The organism is Paenibacillus glycanilyticus NBRC 16618 (genome assembly GCF_004000805.1).
GTDB lineage: Bacteria > Bacillota > Bacilli > Paenibacillales > Paenibacillaceae > Pristimantibacillus > Pristimantibacillus glycanilyticus.
Map to the genome: position 1 here is coordinate 1 of NZ_BILY01000037.1, position 23,602 is coordinate 23,602.

24 protein-coding genes are annotated in these 23,602 nt (G+C 53.1%); 3 read left to right on the forward strand and 21 right to left on the reverse strand.

Annotated features, from left to right (window positions below):
• From PGL01S_RS23885 to PGL01S_RS23895, 3 genes are all read right to left on the reverse strand, one after another.
• On the reverse strand, window positions 1-1,573 hold a 1,573-nt coding region (locus tag PGL01S_RS23885), incomplete at its 3' end, for an AAA family ATPase (protein ID WP_164775576.1).
• Window positions 1,570-2,838 carry a metallophosphoesterase family protein gene (locus tag PGL01S_RS23890; protein ID WP_127497066.1) on the reverse strand — a complete coding sequence of 423 codons (1,269 nt, stop codon included), beginning with the start codon at window positions 2,836-2,838 and terminating at the stop codon, window positions 1,570-1,572. The genes PGL01S_RS23890 and PGL01S_RS23885, both read right to left, overlap by 4 nt.
• Window positions 2,839-2,840: 2 nt before the next feature.
• A complete protein-coding gene (locus tag PGL01S_RS23895; RefSeq protein WP_127497068.1) occupies window positions 2,841-3,971 on the reverse strand; it encodes a glycosyltransferase family 4 protein in 1,131 nt (376 codons plus the stop codon).
• A gap of 389 nt (window positions 3,972-4,360) precedes the next feature.
• Here PGL01S_RS23895 and PGL01S_RS23900 point away from each other — a divergent pair, with 389 nt between their 5' ends.
• Window positions 4,361-5,452 carry a GGDEF domain-containing protein gene (locus tag PGL01S_RS23900; protein ID WP_236013199.1) on the forward strand — a complete coding sequence of 364 codons (1,092 nt, stop codon included), beginning with the start codon at window positions 4,361-4,363 and terminating at the stop codon, window positions 5,450-5,452.
• Window positions 5,453-5,951: 499 nt separating this feature from the next.
• Here the strand turns inward: PGL01S_RS23900 and PGL01S_RS23905 are convergent, their stop codons facing one another.
• The 7 genes from PGL01S_RS23905 to nrdI all read right to left on the reverse strand — a co-directional run bounded on the left by PGL01S_RS23905 (window position 5,952) and on the right by nrdI (window position 12,347).
• On the reverse strand, window positions 5,952-6,617 hold the full coding sequence (locus tag PGL01S_RS23905; RefSeq protein ID WP_127497072.1) for an HAD family hydrolase: 666 nt from the start codon (window positions 6,615-6,617) through the stop codon (window positions 5,952-5,954).
• Window positions 6,614-7,297: a YjjG family noncanonical pyrimidine nucleotidase gene (locus PGL01S_RS23910; protein ID WP_127497074.1), complete on the reverse strand. Its 684-nt coding sequence runs from the start codon at window positions 7,295-7,297 to the stop codon at window positions 6,614-6,616. The genes PGL01S_RS23905 and PGL01S_RS23910 overlap by 4 nt, the downstream gene beginning before the upstream one ends.
• 32 nt (window positions 7,298-7,329) lie before the next feature.
• Window positions 7,330-8,127: a PhzF family phenazine biosynthesis protein gene (locus PGL01S_RS23915; protein ID WP_127497076.1), complete on the reverse strand. Its 798-nt coding sequence runs from the start codon at window positions 8,125-8,127 to the stop codon at window positions 7,330-7,332.
• Between the two features lie 147 nt (window positions 8,128-8,274).
• Window positions 8,275-8,730, reverse strand: a complete 456-nt coding sequence (locus PGL01S_RS23920; RefSeq protein WP_127497078.1) for a GyrI-like domain-containing protein — start codon at window positions 8,728-8,730, stop codon at window positions 8,275-8,277.
• A gap of 159 nt (window positions 8,731-8,889) precedes the next feature.
• Window positions 8,890-9,846 carry a class 1b ribonucleoside-diphosphate reductase subunit beta gene (gene nrdF / locus PGL01S_RS23925; RefSeq protein WP_127497080.1) on the reverse strand — a complete coding sequence of 319 codons (957 nt, stop codon included), beginning with the start codon at window positions 9,844-9,846 and terminating at the stop codon, window positions 8,890-8,892.
• Window positions 9,847-9,916: 70 nt separating this feature from the next.
• The gene (gene nrdE / locus PGL01S_RS23930; protein WP_127497082.1) at window positions 9,917-12,001 is read right to left on the reverse strand and encodes a class 1b ribonucleoside-diphosphate reductase subunit alpha; all 2,085 of its coding nucleotides are present in this window, start codon (window positions 11,999-12,001) and stop codon (window positions 9,917-9,919) included.
• On the reverse strand, window positions 11,934-12,347 hold the full coding sequence (gene nrdI, locus PGL01S_RS23935; protein ID WP_127497084.1) for a class Ib ribonucleoside-diphosphate reductase assembly flavoprotein NrdI: 414 nt from the start codon (window positions 12,345-12,347) through the stop codon (window positions 11,934-11,936). Before nrdI ends, nrdE begins: the two co-directional genes overlap by 68 nt.
• Before the next feature lie 318 nt (window positions 12,348-12,665).
• Between nrdI and PGL01S_RS23940 the strand changes: the two genes are divergently transcribed.
• Together PGL01S_RS23940 and PGL01S_RS23945 are read left to right on the forward strand one after the other, a co-directional pair.
• Window positions 12,666-12,887 carry a hypothetical protein gene (locus PGL01S_RS23940; protein ID WP_127497086.1) on the forward strand — a complete coding sequence of 74 codons (222 nt, stop codon included), beginning with the start codon at window positions 12,666-12,668 and terminating at the stop codon, window positions 12,885-12,887.
• A gap of 150 nt (window positions 12,888-13,037) precedes the next feature.
• Window positions 13,038-13,676, forward strand: a complete 639-nt coding sequence (locus tag PGL01S_RS23945; RefSeq protein ID WP_127497088.1) for a thymidine kinase — start codon at window positions 13,038-13,040, stop codon at window positions 13,674-13,676.
• Between the two features lie 122 nt (window positions 13,677-13,798).
• Here PGL01S_RS23945 and PGL01S_RS23950 read toward each other — a convergent pair whose 3' ends face one another.
• From PGL01S_RS23950 to PGL01S_RS24000, 11 genes are all read right to left on the reverse strand, one after another.
• On the reverse strand, window positions 13,799-14,560 hold the full coding sequence (locus PGL01S_RS23950; RefSeq protein WP_127497090.1) for a class I SAM-dependent DNA methyltransferase: 762 nt from the start codon (window positions 14,558-14,560) through the stop codon (window positions 13,799-13,801).
• 4 nt (window positions 14,561-14,564) lie between these two features.
• Window positions 14,565-15,503: a CvfB family protein gene (locus tag PGL01S_RS23955; RefSeq protein WP_127497092.1), complete on the reverse strand. Its 939-nt coding sequence runs from the start codon at window positions 15,501-15,503 to the stop codon at window positions 14,565-14,567.
• Entirely contained in the window at window positions 15,500-15,847 is a 348-nt protein-coding gene (gene rsfS / locus PGL01S_RS23960; protein ID WP_127497094.1) for a ribosome silencing factor, read from the reverse strand. The genes PGL01S_RS23955 and rsfS overlap by 4 nt, the downstream gene beginning before the upstream one ends.
• A 3-nt stretch (window positions 15,848-15,850) precedes the next feature.
• Window positions 15,851-16,423 (reverse strand): bis(5'-nucleosyl)-tetraphosphatase (symmetrical) YqeK, encoded by a 573-nt coding sequence (gene yqeK, locus PGL01S_RS23965; protein WP_127497096.1) that lies wholly within the window; start codon window positions 16,421-16,423, stop codon window positions 15,851-15,853.
• Entirely contained in the window at window positions 16,413-17,003 is a 591-nt protein-coding gene (gene nadD, locus PGL01S_RS23970; protein WP_127497098.1) for a nicotinate-nucleotide adenylyltransferase, read from the reverse strand. Before nadD ends, yqeK begins: the two co-directional genes overlap by 11 nt.
• Window positions 17,004-17,034: 31 nt before the next feature.
• Window positions 17,035-17,346: a ribosome assembly RNA-binding protein YhbY gene (yhbY, locus tag PGL01S_RS23975; protein WP_015845590.1), complete on the reverse strand. Its 312-nt coding sequence runs from the start codon at window positions 17,344-17,346 to the stop codon at window positions 17,035-17,037.
• A gap of 49 nt (window positions 17,347-17,395) precedes the next feature.
• A complete protein-coding gene (gene aroE, locus PGL01S_RS23980; protein WP_127497100.1) occupies window positions 17,396-18,277 on the reverse strand; it encodes a shikimate dehydrogenase in 882 nt (293 codons plus the stop codon).
• Window positions 18,278-18,297: 20 nt separating this feature from the next.
• A complete protein-coding gene (yqeH, locus tag PGL01S_RS23985) occupies window positions 18,298-19,422 on the reverse strand; it encodes a ribosome biogenesis GTPase YqeH (RefSeq protein ID WP_127497103.1) in 1,125 nt (374 codons plus the stop codon).
• Complete coding sequence (locus PGL01S_RS23990) at window positions 19,419-19,943, reverse strand: YqeG family HAD IIIA-type phosphatase (protein ID WP_015845593.1); 525 nt, start codon at window positions 19,941-19,943, stop codon at window positions 19,419-19,421. The genes yqeH and PGL01S_RS23990 overlap by 4 nt, the downstream gene beginning before the upstream one ends.
• Before the next feature lie 140 nt (window positions 19,944-20,083).
• Window positions 20,084-22,357: a transglutaminase TgpA family protein gene (locus PGL01S_RS23995; RefSeq protein WP_164775577.1), complete on the reverse strand. Its 2,274-nt coding sequence runs from the start codon at window positions 22,355-22,357 to the stop codon at window positions 20,084-20,086.
• On the reverse strand, window positions 22,354-23,598 hold the full coding sequence (locus tag PGL01S_RS24000; RefSeq protein WP_127497108.1) for a DUF58 domain-containing protein: 1,245 nt from the start codon (window positions 23,596-23,598) through the stop codon (window positions 22,354-22,356). Before PGL01S_RS24000 ends, PGL01S_RS23995 begins: the two co-directional genes overlap by 4 nt.
• Between the last annotated feature and the right edge of the window lie 4 nt (window positions 23,599-23,602).

The following is a 23,602-nucleotide window of genomic DNA, read 5'->3' on the forward strand; positions in this document are numbered from 1 at the left end:
CAGCGCCGGCTGCGCCGGGGAAAGCGCCGCCGCCAAGCGAGGCGGCGCCAAGGGCAACGGCGGCGCCTCCCGCCAGCGCCGCGCCAATCCATAGCGGGCCGGCTGAGCCTTGGCCCGCTGCCTCCCGGGCGGCTGGTGCCTGCAGCCGCTCCAGCTCCCACTCGCGCAGCGCGGCGTCGCAGCTGTTCCATGCTGCGCGCATAGCGTCGCTCGTCTGAGGCAGGAACGCGGCGCTGCCCAGTACGCTGCGCCCGCCTGCCGCTGCTTCCGCGCGCGCTAGCTCGGCTTCCGCCTCGGCAAGCTGCTGCGCGGCCTCTCTCTCCTGCTGGATAACAGCCTGCAGATCGGCGTTGAGCCTTTCCGAGCTTCGTCCGGCTTCCGTCTCAAGCTGTCTCTGCCCGCGTACATATTCCCGGTCGGCTACGGTTAACTGCAAATCCAGCAGCTCTTGCTCTCCCCAATTCGGGGCGATGCGGCCGAGGAGCCTGGTTAAAGCTTCGGATTCCGATTGCAGCTCTGCCGCGAGCGTAATCCTGTCTTCTCTCAGAAGCTGCATCCGTTCGCTCTCGAGCAGCAAAGCTTCGGCTTCTTCTTTTCGGGCCAGCAGCTCTATGTCTACCTGAATGGTCTGGCGCTTATGCGCGACCAGCTGCTGCTCCTGCTCTACTTGTTCTTGCTCTTGCGCACGGCTTCTCTGCTCCTTCCGCAGCTCATTCCAGCCATGCTCCGCTTCCGCCGTAATCCGCTGGGCATCCGCAATCCCTTCCCGCTCTCGGCCAAGCTCAAGCTGCCTGAGCCATAACGGTCTTATCGCATGGGCTTTTCCTGCCAGCTGAAGGGCAGACTGCCGATGCGGCTGCTCCTCCTCAAGCCGTTCCAGCGCCCGGTCAAGCCGTTCCAGCTCTTGCTGGAGCCCATTGTATGCCTGAATCGCATCAACCTGCTCCCGAAGCTCTTGCTCGGTTTTCTCCAGCGTCTTTAACTGCTTGTTGATCTGTTGGTTAGCCCCGCGCGGCTTGAACAGCTGCTCCATTTCAAGCTGCAGCTTTTTCTCGGCCGCCGCAATAGCCTTGCCATTCTCCCATCCGGCATGGTACAAATACCGGCCTAGCTCCTCATGCGATAACGCCCCAACCTGCTGCAGCTCCGTTAAGGTGATGGCATACAGCTCGCGAAACAGCTGTTCGTTGGTCCCGCCAAGAAACCGCTGCTCCCATTCCTCCTGGGTTGGCCAGCTCTCCTCATCGGATGAAAGGTCATGCTCCGCATGGCTGATCCGCCTAAGCTTTAGGCGGCCTCCGTTCACATGTGCATAACGCTCCGCTATGAAGGTATAGCCTTCCGTATCCTGAAATACCAGCTGTCCTCCGTGGTTGCCCCCATTAACGGGTTCTTGCCGTTCGGCCGGCTGATTCCGCCTTGCAAAACCGAATAGAATAGTCCGGATAAATCCGAACAGCGTACTTTTTCCGGCCTCGTTCATGCCGTATAAAACAACGGAAGGACCGTCCAGCCTGCAGCGTAACCCTTGCAGCTGGCCAAAGCCGTCGACCCGGATTTCCAGCAGCTTCATTCGTCCTTCCTCCCTTCCGCGGCTAGCAATCCAAGCACATGCTCCCTAGCTTGCTCCAGCCATTGCTGGGGAAGCTCGTCCCAGTGCCCGCGGAGAAGTCTTCCCAGCTTGGCATGACCGGAGAGCGGCGCCACGGCGGCTGCCGCTTCTTGTCTCCAAGCGTCCGAATCCTGCTCCAACCGCCGCGTCAGCCTGTATAGCTCGCCGGCAAAGCTGTTCTCGTCCTCAAGCTCCGTCAAACGCAGCCCCGCACGCGTATGGACCTCAAGCGCATAGACCCATGCATGCGACGAGCCTGACTGCAGCTGCTCCAACAAGGTCCGCATGGTAATCGTCTCCGATAGCTTAGGATGCAGCGGACCTTGCCCTTCCAGCGTAAGACGAGCCATAACGAACCGTCCGTCACCCTGGGCGGCAAGCTGCTCCGCTTGTTCTTCCAAGCGCTGCAGCAGCTCCTGCTCCGTATGCAGATCGTTAATCGACAGTGCCGCGTCCAGCCAGCGAATATCATCCAGCGGAATAAAGGTCAGCTCAACCGCCCGTGAAGTTGAAACCTCTACCAGGTAACAGCCCTTCGGTCCGGTCTCCCGCGGATTGCGGCCTTGTATATTGCCTGAATACACGACATGCGGATATTCATGCAGGACTTTCCTTGTATGTATATGTCCAAGCGCCCAATAATCAAAGCCTTTGCCGGTTAGCTCCTCCAGCGAGCACGGCGCATAAGGATCATGGGATGGATCTCCGTTTACGTTGCCATGAAGCATAGCGATATGAAACGGCGCCCCTTCAACCGGCGAATAACGGGCGGCCAAATTTTCCGTAACATGCCGTTTCCCGTAGGACATCCCGTAAACAAAAGCAGCCAGCTCACCGTTTCTGCAGTAAGCCGGCCGATATTCCATGCCATTTGCTCCAAATTGCGTCACATTGGACGGCAGCTTCAGCTCCGCCCTTGCGCCGTTCAGCGGATCATGATTGCCGTGTATGACAAAAACGGATATTCCGTAATGCTGCAGCCGCTCCCACTCTTTTAATAGAAGAAACTGCGCTTTCAGCGAGCGGTCCGCCTCATCATACAAGTCGCCGGAGATGACGATAAAATCAACCTGCTCCCGAATGGCCGTATCCGTTAACCGCCGCAAGGCGCCGAAGGTCGAAGCTTGAAGCTTCTCCTTCAGCGCATCCGGCACCCTGCTCATGCCGCGGAAAGGGCTATCCAGATGCAGGTCTGCCGCGTGTATAAATCGAAAAGGAACCGTCACGATTATTCCTCCGGTTTCAACGATAAGTAAACTTTCTTCATCTGCGAGATTACCCGCTGAAGCGAATAGACCTTTTTCGCCTTGTCCCAGCCGGTACGCGCCAGATTGTACCTGTAGGTCGGATCCGTTACCAGCTTCTCAAGCGCATCCGCAAGGGCAGGCGCATCTTCCGGCGGTACCAGCAGGCCGTTTACGCCGTCTTCGATTTGCTCGGCGATACCGCCGACATTGGTTCCGACCAAGGCAAGCCAGCATAAGGCCGCCTCGGCAAACACGGAGCCGAAAGCTTCCGCGCGCGACGGCAGAACAAAGACGTCGAAGAACGGCATGAATTCTTCCGGATGAAGCATGTAGCCGTAAAATATAATATCGTCGTATAAATCCAGCTCGACCGCCAGCTGCTCCAGCTCTTCCCGAATCGGACCGTCCCCGATAATATGCAGGACAAACGGATGACCGCGATGCTTCAATTCCGCGCAGGCGTGCAGCAGAATATCCAGACCTTTCGCAGGTACCAGGCGGCATACCGTGATGAACTGCGGAACGGCATTCTCGTGGGCAATCGGCTTGAACCGCTTTTCGTCGAAGCCGTTAGGAATAACCTTAATAGCGGAAGAATCCTTCATATAAGGAGATAGATAAGTCCGGAATGAATCCGATACCGTCAAAAGACGGTCCAGCTTGGCTTCCAGCTCGCCGTAAATGGAAGTCAGGAAGCGGTGCGCAATGCTATTTTCTTCGATTTTACCGTTCAGGACAAGCTCCCGTTCGAAGGAGGAGTGAATCGTCATCATGACCGGCGTATCGGGGAACAGCTGCTTCATGACAAGCGCAGCAATCGGGTGATGCGCATGAATGATATCATAGGAACGCTTCAACCGCAGTCGCGTCCACCAAATGTAGTCCCGCATCGTCTGCAAATATTTATCTACGATAGGATCACCGAGAAACGGCGTCACATCGAAGGTTTCAAATACGATTTCCTCTTGTCCTTTTCCTCTTACCCGCTTCGGAAGCGAGAATAATTCCATTTGCCAGCCTAGTTTCAAAAAACGCTCTTGAATATAGGGCACCATGGAGGACACGCCGCCCGGTTGTTCCGGCGGAAAAAACAAAGCCTGCAGTATATTCAATGTCCTTCCTCCTAAAAAAAATTGTCGCACAATAGCATGTTTACCTGCTATTGTAATGATTTTTACTTCGCAAGGATAAATTGTGAAGCAATTCTTAGCTTCGCAAACCTCCGTTTTTCTTCATAAAGCAGCTGCTCATCTTTAATTTTACCCTGTCAAAATCCGATATCTTAATTATTAGATAGAGTGCTTTATTAACAGAATCGTTCTTGGGTTATGCTTTTACCATCACGTAAATCATGATATATTAGAACATATGTTTCTGTAAAGCAACACTCCATAGGATATGGTGATACTTCATTATGACAATCTTAACCTGGCTAACCGGGCCCAATGGCCAACTTATCTCTTCCGCTTGTGTCATTATCATCCTTATATTGATGCTTTTCATGTCAACCCGGTTGTATACCAGCTATCGGAACAAACGCATCTACCGGTATCTTACCCTGACGATCCCGCTGTTTATGGTTCAGAACACCATACTTGCCATGCTTGCTTATCCCGGGCAGAAGCTTCCGCCATGGCTGCATATCGTTTCAATGATTTTGCAGATCGTCTCTTTTATCATTATAAACTTTGTATACATGAAATTATATACTCATCGCGGCGCGCAAATAAAAGTTATGCCTTTTGTACTGCTGATCGTCTTAACCTTTGTTATTGCCGCGGTGCAGTCCGTGTTCATGGATCCTTCGGATGACGCTTTGCTGCCGGGAGGGCAATACCGTCTCCTTGGACTCGATTTCTATTCTTTGATCGTAACCTTCATGATCCTTCTTGGCAGCAAAGGCGCCGAGATGAACGGCAAATTTTCGGCGAGCCTTATTACTTATTTTATTCTCGATCTGTCTAGAATTGCTGACGGCTACGTCTTTCACGGTTCCGTGGATTGGCTGGTGCTGCTCGGTTATTTCCTTCCGATCGTCTACTTCATGCAGCTGTTCCTTCTGCTGTTCGAGTGGGTCATTGAACGTCTGATGATGACTTATCAATCTTCGATTACGGATGGCTTGACGGGCCTGTACAACCGGAGGCACTTCACATCCAAGGCTGAACAGATTATGCGGAGACAAAAAGGTCTCGCCGTCATTTTCTGCGACATCGACAACTTCAAGAAGCTGAATGATACGCAAGGCCATCACAAGGCCGACGGCGTGCTGAAGCAGGTCGCTGAGATTATGAAGGAAGAATCGGCGGGCATTGGCGCTGCAGGCCGGTACGGAGGCGAAGAGCTGCTTGCCTGCATCTCGACCGACCGGGTAAAGCCGGACCGTGTCGCCGAGTCGATCCGCAGCCGCGTGGAAAAGGAAACCATCGTTACGGTGAGCGTTGGCGTCAGCACCACCAAAGACGGCAAGGATGTCATCCAGCTTATCAAGCTGGCGGACGAAGCCATGTACCATTCCAAAACAACCGGCAAGAACAAGGTTTCCTTATTCAGCTCTCTGCCGTCCAGCAAGAAGAAGGCATTATCTACCTAAAACAAACAGGGTCTGGTCTCGGATGGCAGCATGCCATACCGGAGACAAGACCCTTTCATTTTTCGGCGCAACTCCCCTCGACTCCCCCCACTTCAGCATGTGTCACACGTCTCGGGGTTCCCCTGGTGCCCCAATAGCAGGCTTTTTCCCTGCTATAGCTCTCATCGACCGTCTCGGGCTTCCCCTGGTGCCTCAATAGCAGGCTTTTTCCCTGCTACAGCTCGCATCCGCCGTCTCGGGCTTCCCCTGGTGCCTCAATAGCAGGCTTTTTCCCTGCTACAGCTCGCATCCGCCGTCTCGCGGGCACCCTGGTAACCAAATAGCAGCCTTTTTCCCTGCTACAGCTCGCATCGAGCGTCTCGAGCTTCCCCTGGTACCCAAATTGCAGGCACTTACCTGCTACTGCCCTCTCCGTGCGACGCAAAGCCGGCTTGCCCCCGCAGCACTCAGTCCTGCAGCAAAAAATGCCCGCATTTCCAATGGAATGCGGGCATTACATTTACTTCCTTACCAATCCCGCAAGCAGCTGTCCCAACTCATCCACCGTAGCTGCCAAATACGTCGGCTCAGCCAGCTTCAGCTCTTCTTCGCTGCCGTAACCGTAGCCAACGCCAACCGAGTCCAGGCCATGGCGCTTCGCCCCGATAATATCATGCTTGCGATCGCCAATCATAATAGCATCTTCCGCGGATAGACCGCAGGAGAGCAGCACATGCTCGATCACTTCGCCTTTATCGACGCGGGTATTATCCAGGTTGCTGCCGCCGATAAACTCGAAAAATTCGCTTATCTCGAAGTAAGCAATGATTTTTTCCGCGAAAAAGGTAGGCTTGGAAGTTGCCACATATAAAGAAGCTCCCTGCTCCTTCAAGGCAGCCAGCACTTCTTTAATGCCTTCGTACCGCTTGTTCTCGTACATGCCCCGTTCCGCGAAGTACTCCCGGTAGTATTTGATCGCCTCCGTGCACATCTCGTCCGTAAAGCCGTAAAACTCCTTAAACGAGCCGGCAAGCGGCGGTCCGATAAAGGGATCAAGCACGTCCAGATTATCGATTTGAATGCCGAATTTGCTTAGAGAATATTGAATAGCGCTTGTAATGCCCAGCTTGGGATCCGTTAACGTCCCGTCCAGGTCGAATAAAATCGACGAATACGTCTTTGTCATAGAAGAGTCAGCACCTCGGATAGTTGTTTGATTTCGAATTTCGGCTTAACAGGCGTCGCATTCGGCTTGTTATGCGGATTGTACCAGCAAGTATCAATGCCGCTGTTCAGCCCGCCTTGAATATCGGAGGTCAGCGAGTCTCCAACGATAAGCACTCTCGCCGGATCGGTAATGCCAAGCTTGTTAAACGCGTAATCGAAGATGCCGATATGAGGCTTCTGATAACCCGTATCTTCCGACACGATAATATGCTCGAAATAGTGATCCACGCCAGCCTTGGAAAAACGCGACAGCTGCACTTCCCGGATTCCGTTCGTAATAATCGCCAGTCTTACTTTCGAACGGAGCTCTTCCACAAGCTCCACAGCTCCGTCGATCAGGTACGCACCTGCTCCAAGGTAACCGAGATAACGGTTGCTGAATTCCTCGGCACCAATCGTAAGACCCGTTCCGGCGAATAGCCGGCTGAACCGTTCTACGCGGAGCTCGGCCAGCGAGATCGCCCCTTTTTCGAAATCATTCCACAGCTCCTGATTGATGGTCCGGTAGAGGGCTACATAGTCGGTATCCGGAGATTGAACCCCGAATTCTTCGAACACGCTTGTCAGAGCGAAGTCCTCGGCTTTCTTGTAGTCGAATAGCGTATCGTCAGCATCGAATATTATCACGTCGTAATTCATTGCAGTCAAACTCTCCTTGTTTTTCAATAGTCTTAGACTTCCAATGTTCCTTGCAAAATCATCTTCGCTTGGCCGGCCAACAGAACGCGGCTGCCGTTCACGGCCACCTTCACGATGCCGCCGCGCTTCGAGGCCTGATAACCCGTCAGCTCCTGTTTGCGGAGCCTCCTGGCCCAGTGCGGCGCAAGCGCGCAATGAGCCAGGCCCGTGACCGGATCCTCCAATATACCCGCATTCGGGAAAAAAACGCGCGTTACATAATCATAGGGCGCACCGGCTGCTGCCTTGGCGGTTACAATGATTCCTCTTCCGCCTGTCGCGGCAAGCTGCTGCTGATCCGGCCTTAGACTGCGCACGGTTTGTTCGCTATCCACCTCAACGACATAATCCTGGCGGTTTTTGGCCGTATAACGCGGAATTAACCCCAGACCTTGGATAAGAGCTTCCGGCGCATTCACCGGCTTTGGTATCTCTTCCGGATAGTCCATCGTCATCCAGCCGTCAACGGCATCGTAAGTCACGGTCAGTACCCCGCTCTTCGTTACAAACCTGGCCGTCTGATCGAAACCCAGCCTCCCCGTATGCCACAGCATATAAGCGGCTGCAAGCGTGGCATGCCCGCCAAGGTCAACTTCCGTCTCCGGAGTAAACCAACGCAGGTCATAGCCGTCAGCAATCGGAACCAGAAAGGCCGTCTCGGGCAGGTTCATTTCCGCCGCCACCTGCTGCATCCACCGTTCATCCTCCGGCTTCTCGCATAGGCACACCGCTGCCGGATTTCCTCGGAATGGCTCGCTTGTAAAAGCATCCACCACATAAATCGGTTTCATCTTCCGCCCTCCCTGTTATCCTTATTATAAACGACAACCGCAAACGACTGCATCCTTCCTTGGGAGAAGCGGCAGCAGATATGAAAAAACCTCTATCGCCGCGTCTCGAAGAGGAGCAGCCGCGAATAGAGGCAGGTTGTAATCTAATTATTCATCCTTTAGCGGAATTAGAAGCTCGACTTCTTCCTCTTCCCATTGGCGTTCGTTAATGTAAAATACTTCAATCGCAAGCGCGCTGTCGTGTTTGTTCAGCTTCCGTTCGTTCATCCAGGCAAACAGCTGCTCATAGGCTTCGCCAATCCGTTTGTTAGAGGTTGCTACCATGGCATAACGGTGTTCCGGAATCGTGAACTGGACCATGCCCTTCGGAAGCTCCTCCATATGATACACCTCATAACAGGCCCAATAAGAAGCAAATACTTCATTGCCGAAATACGGGCTGTACAAAACAGGTGATTTGGATACGGTATTTAATTCATGCTTGCGGGATAAAAACTCGCTCTGCAGCCGGATCGCTTCATCCGGGAATGCGGAATAAGGACCGCAATAGCTGATGCCGGCCAAATGAATAGCAGGCTTCGTAATGATAGAGCAGTTGTCCAAGCGAACTCCCCCTAAATAATTGTAGGTCTACGCTGGGATGAGCATTTATTTCGCCATTAGTGTATCACGAATTACCATTTTCAGGATAGTGTTTTAATTGTTTTTTCCGAACGTGCGCAAACAAAAAAAGCCGGCTTCGGAAGCCGGCTGTAAATGCTCTTACATATTGAAGACAAAGTCTTCGTCGCGCAATTGCTCGATATGAACGGTACGCACATAACCGTTGCCTTTTTTCGAGAAGAAGTCATGCTGCTTCGTATGCGTGCTGATGCCGTTGAACACGATCGGGTTGACCGGCTCTTCCGGGAAGTACGGTTCAAAGCCTAGGTTCATCAAAGCTTTGTTCGCGTTGTAACGGACGTACGTTTTAACGTCCTCCTGCAGGCCAATCGGGCTGTACAGGTTATCCGTGTACACCACTTCGTTCTCATACAGCGTGTTCAGAAGGGCGAACACTTCTTCTTTCAGCTGAGCTTGCTCTTCCGGCGTGAATTCGTTAAACAGCTCTTGCGCCAGAACGCCAACATACAAGCCGTGGATGCTTTCATCGCGGAGGATCAAGTCGATAATCTCGCCGCTGCTTGTCATTTTGCCTTGGCCAGCCAGGTAAAGCGGGTAGAAGAAGCCGCTGTAGAACAGATAGCTCTCCAGGAATACCGAAGCGGCCATCGCTTTGTACAGCTGCTGCTTCGTCTCAATGCCTTGGTACCAGGAAGAGATCAGGGTTGCTTTCTTCTGCAGCTGCTCGTTAGTCTCTACCCACTGGAAGATGGCATCGATTTCTTCCGTCGAAGCCAGCGTCGTAAAGATACTGGAATACGACTTCGCATGGATCTGCTCCATCATGGACATAAACGCGAGTACCGCTTTGCGCTGCAGGCCGTCCACATGCTCGAGAATTTTCGGCATGCCTACGCCGCCTTGAATCGTATCCAGAAGCGTCAGTCCGCCCAGCACGTTTTTGTATACGGTGCGCTCGATGTCGCTCATTTCCATCCAGTCCATTTTATCGTCGGAAAGTGGAATTTCTTCGTCTGTCCAGAATTGCATCACGTTCTGCTGCCAGAAGGTAAGCGTAAAATCGTCATCCGGACGGTTCCAGTTTACTGCTTTCATCAATCCTGCTCCTTTGGTTAAAGGCTGCTTTCCGATTCTCCTCTTCCGGCAGCCTTGTCATTAGTTCGAATTATACGGCGCAGCTTGTGCATTCCTCGACGGAAAGACGCTTCGTTCTCGTATAGTAGAGCGATTTCAGCCCCTTCTGAGCGGCATAGATGTAGAAGCGCGCCAGTTCGCGGGTTGTTACGTTGCTGTTCACGTGAAGGACGGTCGAAATGCCTTGGTCCACGTGCTGCTGAATTTCCCAAATCAGGTCAATCAGCTTGAATTGATCGATATTGTAAGCCGATTTGTAGTAGAAGTAGTTATCTTGAGCCAGGTAAGGCATCGGATAATACGTCGTCGAGTTCGCGTAAGTACGAGTCTCGATATGCTCTACGATCGGCATAACGCTCGAAGTCGAGTTTTGGATGTACGAGATGCTTTGCGTTGGCGCGATAGCCAGGCGGTAAGCATGGTACAGACCGTATTTTTGCACTTTCTCTTTCAGTTCAGCCCAGTCCTGCGGAGACGGGATTTCCATGCCTTCGAACAGTTCTTTTACTTTATCCGATGACGGACGGAAATCCGTTTCGATATAACGGGTGAAATAAGTGCCTTTTGCGTATTCGGAACGATCGAAATCCTTGAAGCTTGCGCCGCGTTCTTTGGCGATTTCCATGCTCTTCTCGATCGAGTAGTAGTTCATCATCATAAAGAATGCGCTCGCGAACTCTTTCGCTTCGTCGCTTTCGTAAGCAATCTTGTTCTTCGCGAAGAAGCCGTTCAGGTTCATTGCGCCAAGGCCAACGGAGTGAAGCTCTTCGTTTGCTTTGCGCACGCCCGGAGCGTTGTCGATCTCGGATACGTCGCTGACCGTCGTCAAAGCTTCGATGCCGACATGGACGGATTCTTTGATTTTCTTGCGTTCCATGACGTTAACGATGTTCAGCGATGCCAGGTTGCAGCTGATATCGCGGCGGATGACATCATCCATGCCGTAGTCGTTGATCGTCGAAGTCTCTTGCACTTGGAAAATTTCGGTACAGAGATTGGACATCTTGACTTGACCGATATCCTTCAAGGCGTGAACTCGGTTAGCGTTCGATTTGTTCATGATGTAAGGATAGCCGGATTCCAGCTGGATCGAAGCGATCTTTGTCATCATGTCGCGGGCGTTCATGACCGCTTTTTTCACGACTTTATCGTTAGCGAGAAGCTCTTCGTACATAACGTCCATATCCATGTCGTCGAGATGCTTGTCGTATGCTTTATGAACGGAATGAGGACCAAAGACGTACAGCGTTTCGTTCTTTGCAGCCAGCTCATAGAATTTATTAGGTATAATCAAGCCGATCGACAATGTTTTGATGCGCGTTTTCTCGTCGGCGTTAATTTTCTTACAGTCAAGGAATTCAATGATATCCCAGCCGAAAATGTTGTAGTAACCTGCGCCGGAGCCTTTGCGCTGACCCATTTGGTCCGCGTAGGAGAATGCGTCCTCCATCAGCTTCAGTACCGGCATGACGCCTTTTGCGGCGCCTTCCACGCCTTTGATGGCTTCGCCGCGTCCGCGCAGCTTGGACAGGTTAACCGCTACGCCGCCGCCGATCTTCGACAGCTGCATGCATGTGCCAAGAACGTAGTTGATAGAGTTCAAGGAATCGTCCATCTCAAGCAGGAAGCAGGATACCATTTCGCCGCGGCGGCTCTTGCCAGCGTTCAGGAACGTTGGAGTAGCCGGCTGCAGGCGCTGCTCGATCATCGCTTCCGCGATGCGGAGCGCTTTGGCGCCGTCGCCTTCGCCGAGGTTCAGGGCAACGATCGCTACGCGGTCGGGATATTGCTCCAGGTACTTCGATTTATCGTTCGTCTTCATTGCGTAGTCTTTGTAGAACTTCGAGATCGCCATATACGATTCAAACTGGAAGCCGCTGCTCTCGGTCAGCGTAAACACCGCTTCGATCTGCTCATATGTATATTTGTCATATACATTCTCGTAAAAGTCATTCTCGATGAGGTAGTCCAGCTTCTCGCGGAGGGAACCGAATTTCACGCTTTTCGCTTCCACTTCCTCCATAAAAGCGGCTACCGCTTCTTTATCTTTATCCAATTGATAGAAGCCGTCCGCTCCTCGTTGCATCAATTCGTTGTTCAGCTCGATGTGTTTCAATATTTCGCACCCTTTCGACAAAGTATTCCATATCTTGATTCGTACCGGATAATTCAAACTTCGATATGACCGGCACGTCGAACAGGCTAGAGATCGTATCTGCGCTCTTCGCGAAGCCGTCTCCCCAATTCCGATTGCCGCTTGCGGATACCCCTTGAAGATAATTACTGTTTCGGTTCAAGAAATTCATGACGCGCTCCGGCACCTGACCAAATCCCGTCGTGTAGGTAACCAGTACGTAAGGCTCGTCCACTATATCAAGCTCGCCAATGGGCACCGCTCTCATATTCAATTTATTGATAAAGCGTTTCACATTGCCTGTTCTTGAATCGTAGACTACCAGCATGTTTCTCTCTCCTTAAAAGAATTGCAGGGCAATTCTTGCTTCGTAAGCATCGATCTAGCAACGTCTATCACTGAAATTTCAGCAATATAAAAGCGCTTCTGACAGCAAAGATGTCAAATGCGCTAGTTGACAAAATCGTTGAAATCTGACTACACAACTCAATATGTAGTTGATGAATTTGATTCTACATCAAGATATAGGTCTCGTCAATGCAAATTATGGAGAAATTATTTATTTGGCCTTTTTCGACACTCGACTATTTTAACAGATGAAGATATGATGGGATAGTGACATTTTATTGCTAATATGGAGGTACAAATGGACAAGCAAATAACGCCGGAGCAGCTGCGAGAAGCCGTGCTCCAGTTGTTCCGGGATGCCGGATATACCGTACCCGAACTGCTGCCTTACATAGATGGTTTGAATCAGGAGAATGATCGTCTGAAGCAGGAATTAAAGCGATTGAGGCTGGCGGCCGCCCGCGGATCGGCTTCCTCGGATTCTATGAACAGCAGATTGAAGGACGCTTTAAGGGAGTAATTAATAGATCGGAATTTGGAAGGCAAAGATGAATAGCAAAATCTATATCTAGTGTTCGCCGGTTAAAAATTATGTCGAATACCCCTGTTGCATCCTCGACTTATTCTGATAAAATAATACAACCATTGAAGTAAAGGTAAGGGATAAGTCATGGATAGAGGGTTCATTACGGTCATTATCGGACCGATGTTTTCGGAGAAGTCGGGAGAGCTCATCCGGCGCTGCCAGAAGCTGATGAAATACGGCCGCAAGCAGGTCAGGGCTTATAAGCCGGCCGAGGATGACCGGTTCAGCAACGAAGAGATCGTCAGCCGGATCGGCTACCGCCTTCCCGCAACAAGCGTGCCGCGCGCGCTCCCGGCATCATCGGTGGAGCAAATCCTGCTCGAGTCGAAGGATGCGGACGTCGTGGCGTTTGATGAAGCATCCTTCTTTGGGAAGCCTATCATCGCTCTGGTAGAGGAGCTGGCATACCAAGGGAAGCATATTATCGTAGACGGTCTGAATATGGACTACCGGGGCAAAGAATTCGGCTACATCGGCGGCCTGCTGGCGATTGCCGACGAAATCGTAAAGCTGACTTCGTTCTGCGCCGTCTGCGGCGATGCCAACGCGACCTTCACGCAGCGTATCGTCAACGGCAAACCGGCCAAGCTTGGACCGGTCTTCCTCATCGGCGATACGGAGAGCTACGAGCCCCGCTGCCGCTCCTGCTTCGTCCCTCCGCACAAAGTGACGGACGACACTGCGGAAGAGCTCACAGACACGATTACGGCGTCTCAAGCCTAAACAGCTGAGCTACCTTCAGAAAGAAGCTGCTCCAATTTGCGCGGATGAAAAATAACAGGGTTGTCTCCCGTCACTCGAAGTGACGGAAGACAACCCTGTTTGCTTTCAAATGACCAGCCTCATCATTTCACTGCCGCAAAAAACAACCGCTCCGAACGGTCACCCGCCGGCTCGAGTTCAAAGTCCGCATAGCAGTCAACCGTACGGAAGCCCGTACGCTTCAAGGCTGCTTCCATCCAGCCGCGGCCATACGCCCGCTGTTCGTGCATTTCTTCGAAACGCTCGAACTTCCCGCTCTTCTCCTCGGCGAATATGGTCAGATGATGCTCGATCTGAAGCCGGGACTCGTCGAGCTCGCAAGTCCATATATAAGCGACTTCGTCCTCGTCCAGCACAAAAGGCTGCTCCTCCGCGTAACGAAGGAACACCTTCGGATCATGAACATCGAACAAGAACAGTCCGCCCTCGCGCAAATTATCGTAAGCCGCCTTAAAGGCTGCCTCCACGTCTTCTTCCTCGGTCAGATAGTTCACGCAGTCGCAGAACGATATCACCGTATCGACGGGCTCCGCAAGCGTCCAGTCCCGCATATCCTGCTCCAGCCAGGTTACGTTCCCCCGGGCGCGGGCCAATTGCGAGGCAGCTTCATCCCATTTGCTGCGCGCAACGGTCAGCATATCGGCAGACAGGTCGATGCCGTATACCTCCAGCCCGGATAAGGCCAAAGGAATCGCAATGCTGCCCGTCCCGCAGCCGAGATCCGCAACCGTCTTAGGCATGCCGTAACGTTCCCAGCTGTCATGGGCGAATTGCAGCCAGTCTTCGTATGGCATGTCCTGCATCAGCCGGTCGTAGACCGATGCGAATTGACCGTATGCATCCATGCCGTTATTCCTCCGACGGCTTGGCGGATGCAGCGGCATCCGAACCGGCATCGTCCGCTTTGGCCGGATCCGCCAGGTAAGTCCAGCTTCCTTTTTGCGTAATCAAACCATCCCTCATCAGCTTCCCTAAAGCACGCTTGAAAGCCGATTTGCTGATGCCGAAGCGCTGTTTGACCGTATCCGCAGGCGTTTCGTCGGAATAAGGCATGCCCCCGCCCGGGCGCTCCTTCAGGAAGGCCAGAATGCGGTCCGCATCCTCCAGCCGCCCTTCCTGCTTCAGCTTCGCCATCGACAGATTTACGCGTCCGTCTTCGCGGATGAACGTTACCCGCGCGGATACCCGCTCGCCAAGGCGAAGCGGACGGACGCGCTCGGGTGCCGGAATAAGTCCGTATACGCCAAATCCAACCACGCCGCCGTCAACAAGCACAAACGAGCCCATCTGCAGCGATTTGGTGACCCAGCCTTCCACCCACTGGTTGCGCCAAGACTGCGGAGCCTCGAATACGAACGGTCCAAGCTCGTCCTCGCCAGCCGTTCTGGCGAGCAATCGTCCGGCTTTGTCGTGACCAAGCACAACATGGACCTCGTCGCCCGGCAGCGGACGGAACTCCACCTTCTCCGGCAGCTCGGAAATCGGAAGCAGCAGCTGCCGTCCAAGCCCAAAATCCAGGAAACAGCCGAGACGCGGATGCACGTCGGCAACCTTCAGGCGCGCCATCTCTCCAAGCAGGAGCTTTGGACGCTTCATCGTTGCGGCAATCCGGTCCTCGGAATCATAAAAAATGAAGACCTCTACCTCATCGTTCATTTTCGGCTTCTTGCCTACCAGCTCGGTATAGTGCAGAAGCACCTCCGACTCTTCATCGGTCAGGAAATAGCCGTAGGGCGACACTTCGCGTGCCACCCTTAAAGTTACAATCGTGCCGGCTGTCAGACTCATGCGAATTCCACTACCTTCGCATCGGACCACAGGCGTTCGATATTATAGTAATCGCGTTCATCGCGGTGGAACACATGGACGATCACGTCGCCAAGGTCAATCAGTACCCAGCGCGCCGAATCCATGCCCTCGATGCCTTTTACGCGTACGCCGCGCATTTCAGCCTGCTTGCGGATTTCAGTCGTAATCGCTTGTACCTGCGTATCCGAATTACCGTGGCAGATAACGAAATAATCAGCCACCAGCGAGATTTCTTTCAAGTTTAATGCTACGATGCGATGCGCTTTCTTGTCTTCCGCAGCCGCCACCGTAATTTGCAGCAATTCATCCGAATGTACGGTCATAGCTCAGCCTCCTTGTTTTTGCTGTTCAATTAAGTCATTGCGGGATTCCACCGTAAGGGGATAAATCCGATTTCCTTTCTCGAGCAGGAAAGAAATCGTGGAATCAAAACCCGCGATTAGCGCCTGCTCGAGGCTGGTCTCGCTCAGTTCGCGAATGCGGTCGACCCCGGGAAAGTCCCGTCCGGGTTCCATATAATCGGCCAGACAAACCACTTTGTCCAGCTTGGACATTCCTACACGCCCGGAAGTGTGATACCGGATGGCATCCAGCACTTCCTGATCCTTTACGCCGTATTCATGCTCGGCTACCCAGTAGCCGACCTCGGCATGCCATAACGCCTTATCATGGTTCAGCAGGCCTTGGTCAAGCTGCTGCTCCCGAATAATCTGCTCCATCTTCGCAATCGGCCAATATTTGGCCACGTCGTGCAGAATGGCCGCAAGCTCCGCTTTTACCGGGTCTTCCCCAAACCGTCCGGCAAGGATAATCGAGGTTTCCATAACCCCTTCCACGTGCTTCCAGCGCTTCTCCGGCATTTGCGATTTGACCGATTCGATCATTTGTTCACGATTCATAAAGCCCTCTCCCCTTTATAAACTGATGAACGGTGTCCGGCACCAGATAAGCAATCGAACGCCCCGCATGCACTCTGCTTCGGATCTCCGTGGACGATATGCCGATCGGCGGCATGTCCGCCATCGTCACGCGCCGACGAAGGAATTCCGGCAGTTCATCCAGCTTCACCGCCGTCCCTTCCCGCTCCAGCCCAATGAAGGTAATCAGCTCCGCCAGTTCTTCTATACGATGCCATTTGGGCAGATCGTTAATCCGGTCCGAACCGATAATATAGGAAAAAGCTTTATCCGGGTACCGCCTCTTCAGTTCCAGCACCGTGTCGATGGAATAACTCATTCCGCCGCGCTCCAGCTCGATATCAAGTACTTTGAAGGCCGGGTTTCCTCCGAGCGCTTCCTGGACCATCTGAAGTCTTAGCTTGCTGCTTGCACCCGGCTCGTTATCCTTAAGCGGCGGCTGATAAGTCGGAATAAACCATACCTCGTCCAGCCCGCAGCCGTCACGGGCTGCTTCGGCCGCAATCAGATGTCCGGTATGAACCGGATCAAACGTTCCGCCCATAATGCCGATTTTGCTCATTAAACGCTACCCATCCTTTTCGGTTACGGCGTTATTTCGCCGCAGCCTTAGGCAGCTCGATCTTGCGGTACTTCTCTTCCGTTGCTTGCTTGTACAGAACGATCGTTTTTCCGATGACCTGTACCAGCTCGGCACCGGCAGCTTCCGCCACTTCCGCGCCGATCTCCCTAGGATCGTCCATGCAGTTGTTCAGTACCGAAATCTTGATCAGTTCCCGTACTTCAATCGCTTCTTCAATGTGACGGACAAGCTGATCGTTCGTGCCGCCTTTGCCTACCTGGAAAATCGGCTGAAGATGATGAGCCAGCGATCTGAGGTGACGTTTTTGTTTGCCTGTTAACATGGTAGTTCCTTCTTTCATCTCTATAGGTTGTCGATATGGTTGCATTGAACTAGACAAGGGACTGCAAAACGGTCTCGCGCATCGCTGCTGCCGGAGCCGGCTGCCCTGTCCAATATTCGAAGGCATAAGCCCCCTGATAAATAAACATGCCGAGTCCCCCGTGCACGCGGCAGCCATGCTGCTCAGCGTCCAACAGGAACTTCGTGCGCAGCGGATTGTAGATTAGATCGCTTGCGACGGCGCCCGGCTTCAGCCAAGATGCATCTATCGGTGTTGCATCGGTATGAGGATGCATGCCAACCGAGGTTGTGTTAATGACGATATCCGCTTCCCCGCATGCAGCCTGCAATTCATCGTTTGCAATGGCCCGGATATCCGCCAGTGACCGGAACGATTGCGCAAGCTCCTCGGCACGCTCCACCGAACGGTTAGCGATCGTAATGCCCGAAGGCTGCTCGCCGGCGAGCGCGTACACGATTCCGCGCGATGCGCCGCCGGCGCCAATGACAAGAATCCGCTTGCCCGCAAGCTCCGGCTCGGCTTCTTCCTTCAAGGACCGGACATAGCCGATTCCGTCGGTGTTATAACCGGTCAACCGGCCGTTATCGTTCACAATCGTATTGACGGCTCCGATCGCCTGCGCGCCCGCGTCAATCTCGTCCATGTACTTCATAATATCCAGCTTATGGGGAATCGTCACATTGACTCCCCGAATGCCCATCGCTCGAATGCCAGCTACAAATTCTCCAAGCTTGCCCGGCGTAATATGAAAAGCCATGTAGGCTCCGTTGATTCCCGTCTCGCGGAAAGCGCGATTCATCATAATCGGTGATTTCGAGTGGCGAACCGGATCTCCGATTACGCCATACAATACCGTCTGGCTGTCAATCCGGTTTCCCGTAATCCCATTGTCAAGCGCGGATACCGTCAATGTTCCCGTTCCCCTCTCTTCTATACAAGCGAATCGCGAAGCAAGACCTTAATGCCCTTAGGCGCATATACGTCCACGATCGCGCCGGAAGTGCCATTCGCCTGAATCCAGCCCATGCCGGATACGAAAATATCCTTCTTCGCTCCCCGCGGAATGCGAATCGAATGGCGGGTCCAAGCCGGCATGTCATCCAATTCTTCGCGCGAAGGACCGCCAAGCAGCTCTCCACGGTGGTCGGCGTAAAGCTGTTCAGCCCGCTCCAGCTTCGTGCGGTGTACGCTAAGCGCATTGGAGATATAGAACGTAAACGATTGACGTTCGCCCTCAACGAAGTCGAACCGGACCAAGCTGTTGATAAACAACGACTGCTGGTCGTTTAACTGGTAAACCAGCGGCTTGATCGGCTTGTCCGGCAGCAAAGCCTGAAGGAAGCCGCGCGGAACGATCTCCGTCATCCGGGTAGGGTACACGATCCCCGGCGTATCGATTATCGACTTGCCGTCATCCAGCGGAATATGAACCGCGTCAAGCGTAGTGCCCGGGTAACGGGAAGTCGTCAGTTCGCGTTCCATATCGCTGTAATCATGGATCAGACGGTTAATCAATGTCGATTTGCCGACATTGGTTGCGCCAACCACGTATACATCGCGGCCCTTCCGGTGATGCTCGATTGCTTCAATGACATGCTCGAAGCCGATATTCCGTTTGGCGCTGCAAAGCACGATATCTACCGTGCGAAGCCCTTCCGCCTTCGCCTGCTTCTGAACCCAGTTCCGAAGACGGTTCAGATTTACCGAACGAGGCAGCAGATCAACCTTGTTAACCACCAGCACAACCGGATTATTGCCTACAAAACGCTGCAGGCCGGAGATGAGACTGCCCTCAAAATCAAATAAGTCGACAATATGGACAACTAGGCTGTCCGTCGACCCGATGCTGCCGAGCAGGCGCAAGAAATCGTCCTGATCAACCGTTATCGATGAAGCTTCATTATAATTACGAATACGGAAGCATCTTTGGCAAATAACCGGCTCCCGGTTTAACGCCGCTTCGGGCAGGTAGCCCGACTCTTCCGGATGCTCCGTCTGGAGCTTAACTCCGCAGCCTGCGCATGCATGCGACTGACTATGCTGCTCTTCTCTCACTTGGTCTCCCCCTCATACCATGTCCCTTTTTTACGCAAACGGGAAAGAACAAAACGCTCGATTCTTCTGTTCACGCGGGTCATTATTCCTTCGTCAGCAGGAGCAATCGGCGTGACCAGAATCGTATAAAGGCCCATACGTTTCCCGCCGAGTACATCCGTAAGCATCTGGTCGCCGAGCACAACGGTCTGCTCCACGGGCAGCCCCAGCACGCTCAATGCTTTATGGAACGCTTTATTCGCCGGCTTGCGCGCGGCATGAATAAACGGAATGCCCAGCGGATCGGCGAATTTGGACACTCTCGTCCTGTTATTATTCGACACAATGACAACTTTAAAGCCATAATCCCGAACTTGTTCCAACCATGTCGTGAGCTGTGGCGTTGCAAGCGGCTCACGCGCTCCAACGAGCGTATTATCAAGATCGGTGATAATTCCGCGGACACCTTTTTTGTATAACTCGTCCAGCTGAATATCGTACACCGAATTTACTCGTAAATGCGGCAATAATCTTTCGAACATGCTGCCTTGCCCCCTCGAACTTTCGCTCATCTCCTGCTATCTTACGAAACTATACCATATATTCGGATTTTGTTGCAAAAGAAATACCGCCCGCGCAATGCGAGCGGCGTATTTTCCTTCTATATAATATACGCAAATTTCTACAATTCCTCTTTAATCGCTTTGATCTTTAAAATAAACCCGTCGGTCTCCGAACTTGTCGCCTGGACGGAGCTGTATTTCGCGCGTTCGAACTCATCGAGCACTTCGCGGAACAGATTGTTCAGCCGCTTGTGGCTAGGCGACCATCTCTGAATCGCTTCGCGCAGCGTCTCATGCTCCCCTCGCTCATAGCCTTTGCGCCGGCAGAGACGCAGCAGCTTCTCCGTCTCCCATACAATCCGGTCATTGCCCGAATAAGCCCGGTATCTGGAACGGATCCATGGCGTACGCAGCAGGACAACAACAAGCACAAGCACGATAAGAACGCCTGCCGATACCGAGCCCCAGATGATAGCGGAATGATTGCTTCCCGTGCTGTCGGTTACTTCCTCCTGTACCGGATCGGTATCAACCGCTGCGGTAGGCGTCGGCAATGCTTCCTGCTGCACTTCCGTTACGGAATAAGGGAAGGTGAAGCCCGACGTAGGCTCGAACGGAATCCAGCCATAGCCGTCGAAATAGATCTCTACCCAGGAATGCGCATCCGAGTTGCGGACGGTATACGTGCCTGCTCCGTCCGGATTTAATTCCGCTTCGCTTGGAATCCCGCCGGCAGACGGCACATATTCCGAAACGGGAAGCACGCCCGGGGCGAAGCCTTTTACCCAACGGGTAGGCAACCCGATAGAACGGGACATGACCGCCATCGCCGTCGAGAAATAATCGCAATAGCCTTCCTTCAGTTCGAAGAGGAACTGGTCGACGAAATCCTTGCTGTCTCCGGTCAGCCTTGATTTATCCGGTTCATTCGTATACATGAAGTTCTGGCGGAGATAAGCCTCTATCAGCTTCGCCTTGTCGTAATCATTCACGGCCGAAGCCGTTAGCGATACGGCGAGCGACCTTACGCGGCCCGGCAAGGAAGACGGTAGCTGCAAATATTGCTTCGTCTCCGCCGGATCCGGCAGCTCGGCTTCCGTCTTGCGAAGTCCTTCTTCATCTAATATGGTGACTTCGGAGGTTACCGCATAGCTTTGCGGATATCTGCGCAGCGGCTTGTCGGACCAGATCAGCTCCTGCTCGTTAACCGCCCACTTTAAGCTTTTCGGCAATACGGATGCATCTGGATCATCCACCCAATGAACCGCGGTAATGGGAGAAGCGGCGAACAAGACCGGATAAATATTATTATTGGACATTCGGACCTGCTGGTCCACCTTCATCGTCTCCGCCTTCTCGCGTCCTTCGATGAGCGGCAGCTCCCAGTCTTTCCCTACCGAGGCTAACCGGCTCCGTTCCGTCTCGTCGTTCACCGTCCAGCCCGCTCCGGTGTATTCCGTTTTCGTCTCGCCTCTCCAGTAGCTCCGATGGTTGGTTGTAATCGTCATGACGGGCGAATAGTCAAAATCGAATCCGCCGCCCAGCTCCGAATCATCGCGTCCGTAACCGGACTTGGTATTGCTGCTGCTCACGTCAACGGGAGCTGCGATTCCTTTATCTCCGAGGAATACGTTAACCGTCTCGCCCTTCGATTCCTTCCACATCGTATAAGGATCTTGAATAATCGGCGATACGGTCGGCATCAGAATGCCGGCTGTCATCAGCACGGACAATACGATAACGATTGGCATCAGCAGCTGCAGCGGATATTCCGTAAGCTCCCTCCAGCTGTTCGGATGATGGCTTGCCAACTTATGCAGATGATTGGCCACCAGCCAGAGCAGACCCAAAAAGACAATCCAGGCGACTTCATCCCATAACCAGATCGGAGTAAAAGAATCCGCAATGGTCAGAACGAGAATATTGACGCTTATAAATCCGAATAGGCGCAGCCTAGTTGTAATCCACAAATCAAACAGGATATACAAAACGAGCAGAGCTCCGCAAATCCATATAAAGGGATGCAGCTGCTCGGCATACCCCCACAACGTGCGGAACAAATCGCCAAGCCGGTTCTCTTGATCGGGAACGGTCGTGGAAGCGACTTTTTTCAGATCGGCAAAATAAGCCGTCGCGCCTACCGCAAGCAACAATTGAACAACAATCCGCAGCACCCGCATGCTTCGCGGCAGCAGCCAATCGGCAGCAACAGCGAAGAGCAGCGTGAAGCTGACCGCGTAGAAGGTCTCGCTCCACCAGAAGCCCTCAAAGATCCGGATTGTATGAATAAGCATAAGAGCAATAAATAATTGCGAGAGCTTCGTATACCAGTTCGGCGTAACCTTGAATATCACCGTACGGCAGAAAGTAAACAAACGCGGCAAGAGGCTCATGCCCGGCCTCCTTCCAGCACGGCAGGAAGCTCCTGCAGCTGCTTTAGTTCGAATAATGCCCAGCCCTTGCCGCGAATCATCAGGCGCCATTGTTCCTCCAGCCGCCGTTCACCGCCGATATGCATCAGGCATGGCGTAAGTCCTTTACGGGACAGCCATTCCATCGAACGGACGGCTTCCCTGCCGGATGTTCCGCTGATAACGATTGCAAAGGAGCCTGGCTCAAGCCGGGAATCGGCTGCCACCAGAGACTTGTACAGTCCTTGCTCGGCATCGGCGTCCACAAAGGTCAAATGCTTCATTAACGCATTGCGCTGTTCTACACCGGACTTGGGCGGGAGAATCGTCAGCTTATTGCCTGCAGACATTAGACCGATTGCCGTATCGCCCTTCAAACCGCTGTCTATAAGCGAAGCTGCGGTAGACACCGCCAGCTCGAACCGTTCCGCGCCCGGAACGGGGTAATCGGCTGCATATCGGTCAAGAATAATAAGCGTACGCGGCAATGACTCCCTCTCGAACGCCTTCGACTTCCAGTCGCCGGTCTTCGCCGTCGCATTCCAGTGAATCCGCGACAGACGGTCGCCGTACAAATATTCCCGCACGCCGTTGATTTGCGTGGTTTCTTTTGCAGCCCGCGGGGCTGCGGCATGGGAGAAGGGGCCACGGAAGCCGCTCTGAATGCTATGCCATTGGCGCAGCGGAACAATCTGCGGCAATACGCTGAATGCCGACTCCGAGCCGAATCGGCCGGAATGCTCAAACAGGCCGAATATGTCATGGGAAATACATTCGGTTGTGACGAAGCGGTACTCTCCCCGCTGAAGCGGCGGCGTCTGGTAAAGCACATCGCCGGAACGCTTGAAGCTTGGGACGAAAGAGGCTTCGAACTGCAGCTGCTGGCCGTTATGGCGCTGCAGTCTGTCTCTGACCAATACATAAGGGATCGGATAAACGCCGGGAACCTTTACCGATAATTGAACTTCCAGCGTGCTGCCTGCCGTGAGCGAATGGTCGCTGCCCGCGGTTGCCCCGGTCAACCTGTAGCTTCGGATGCCGGACACGCGGCTGATCCCGCTCCAGCGGCCTAAAGCCAAATAAATCAGCAGCACGTTCAAAATCATAAACAGCATCAATGCCGTTTTGCCGCCCTGGAACAATAAATAAAGCAATGCGGCGCCATAAATGATTGCGATAAGCCTCCAGCGTTTACGGGTCTTCGTCTCTTTCACCGCATTCATGGGA

Bases quoted from the DNA above. Each gene is read 5' to 3' on its own strand.
- nrdF (WP_127497080.1), bottom strand. From the start codon at position 9,846: ATGAAAGCAGTAAACTGGAACCGTCCGGATGACGATTTTACGCTTACC.
- PGL01S_RS23915 (WP_127497076.1), bottom strand. From the start codon at position 8,127: ATGAAACCGATTTATGTGGTGGATGCTTTTACAAGCGAGCCATTCCGA.
- PGL01S_RS23950 (WP_127497090.1), bottom strand. From the start codon at position 14,560: ATGGATGCATACGGTCAATTCGCATCGGTCTACGACCGGCTGATGCAG.
- nrdI (WP_127497084.1), bottom strand. From the start codon at position 12,347: ATGCTGGTAGTCTACGATTCAAGAACAGGCAATGTGAAACGCTTTATC.
- PGL01S_RS23940 (WP_127497086.1), top strand. From the start codon at position 12,666: ATGGACAAGCAAATAACGCCGGAGCAGCTGCGAGAAGCCGTGCTCCAG.
- PGL01S_RS23945 (WP_127497088.1), top strand. From the start codon at position 13,038: ATGGATAGAGGGTTCATTACGGTCATTATCGGACCGATGTTTTCGGAG.
- PGL01S_RS23995 (WP_164775577.1), bottom strand. From the start codon at position 22,357: ATGAGCCTCTTGCCGCGTTTGTTTACTTTCTGCCGTACGGTGATATTC.
- PGL01S_RS23955 (WP_127497092.1), bottom strand. From the start codon at position 15,503: ATGAGTCTGACAGCCGGCACGATTGTAACTTTAAGGGTGGCACGCGAA.
- PGL01S_RS23990 (WP_015845593.1), bottom strand. From the start codon at position 19,943: ATGTTCGAAAGATTATTGCCGCATTTACGAGTAAATTCGGTGTACGAT.
- PGL01S_RS23900 (WP_236013199.1), top strand. From the start codon at position 4,361: ATGTCAACCCGGTTGTATACCAGCTATCGGAACAAACGCATCTACCGG.
- PGL01S_RS23905 (WP_127497072.1), bottom strand. From the start codon at position 6,617: ATGACAAAGACGTATTCGTCGATTTTATTCGACCTGGACGGGACGTTA.
- yhbY (WP_015845590.1), bottom strand. From the start codon at position 17,346: ATGTTAACAGGCAAACAAAAACGTCACCTCAGATCGCTGGCTCATCAT.
- yqeK (WP_127497096.1), bottom strand. From the start codon at position 16,423: ATGAATCGTGAACAAATGATCGAATCGGTCAAATCGCAAATGCCGGAG.
- nadD (WP_127497098.1), bottom strand. From the start codon at position 17,003: ATGAGCAAAATCGGCATTATGGGCGGAACGTTTGATCCGGTTCATACC.
- rsfS (WP_127497094.1), bottom strand. From the start codon at position 15,847: ATGACCGTACATTCGGATGAATTGCTGCAAATTACGGTGGCGGCTGCG.
- PGL01S_RS23910 (WP_127497074.1), bottom strand. From the start codon at position 7,297: ATGAATTACGACGTGATAATATTCGATGCTGACGATACGCTATTCGAC.
- PGL01S_RS24000 (WP_127497108.1), bottom strand. From the start codon at position 23,598: ATGAATGCGGTGAAAGAGACGAAGACCCGTAAACGCTGGAGGCTTATC.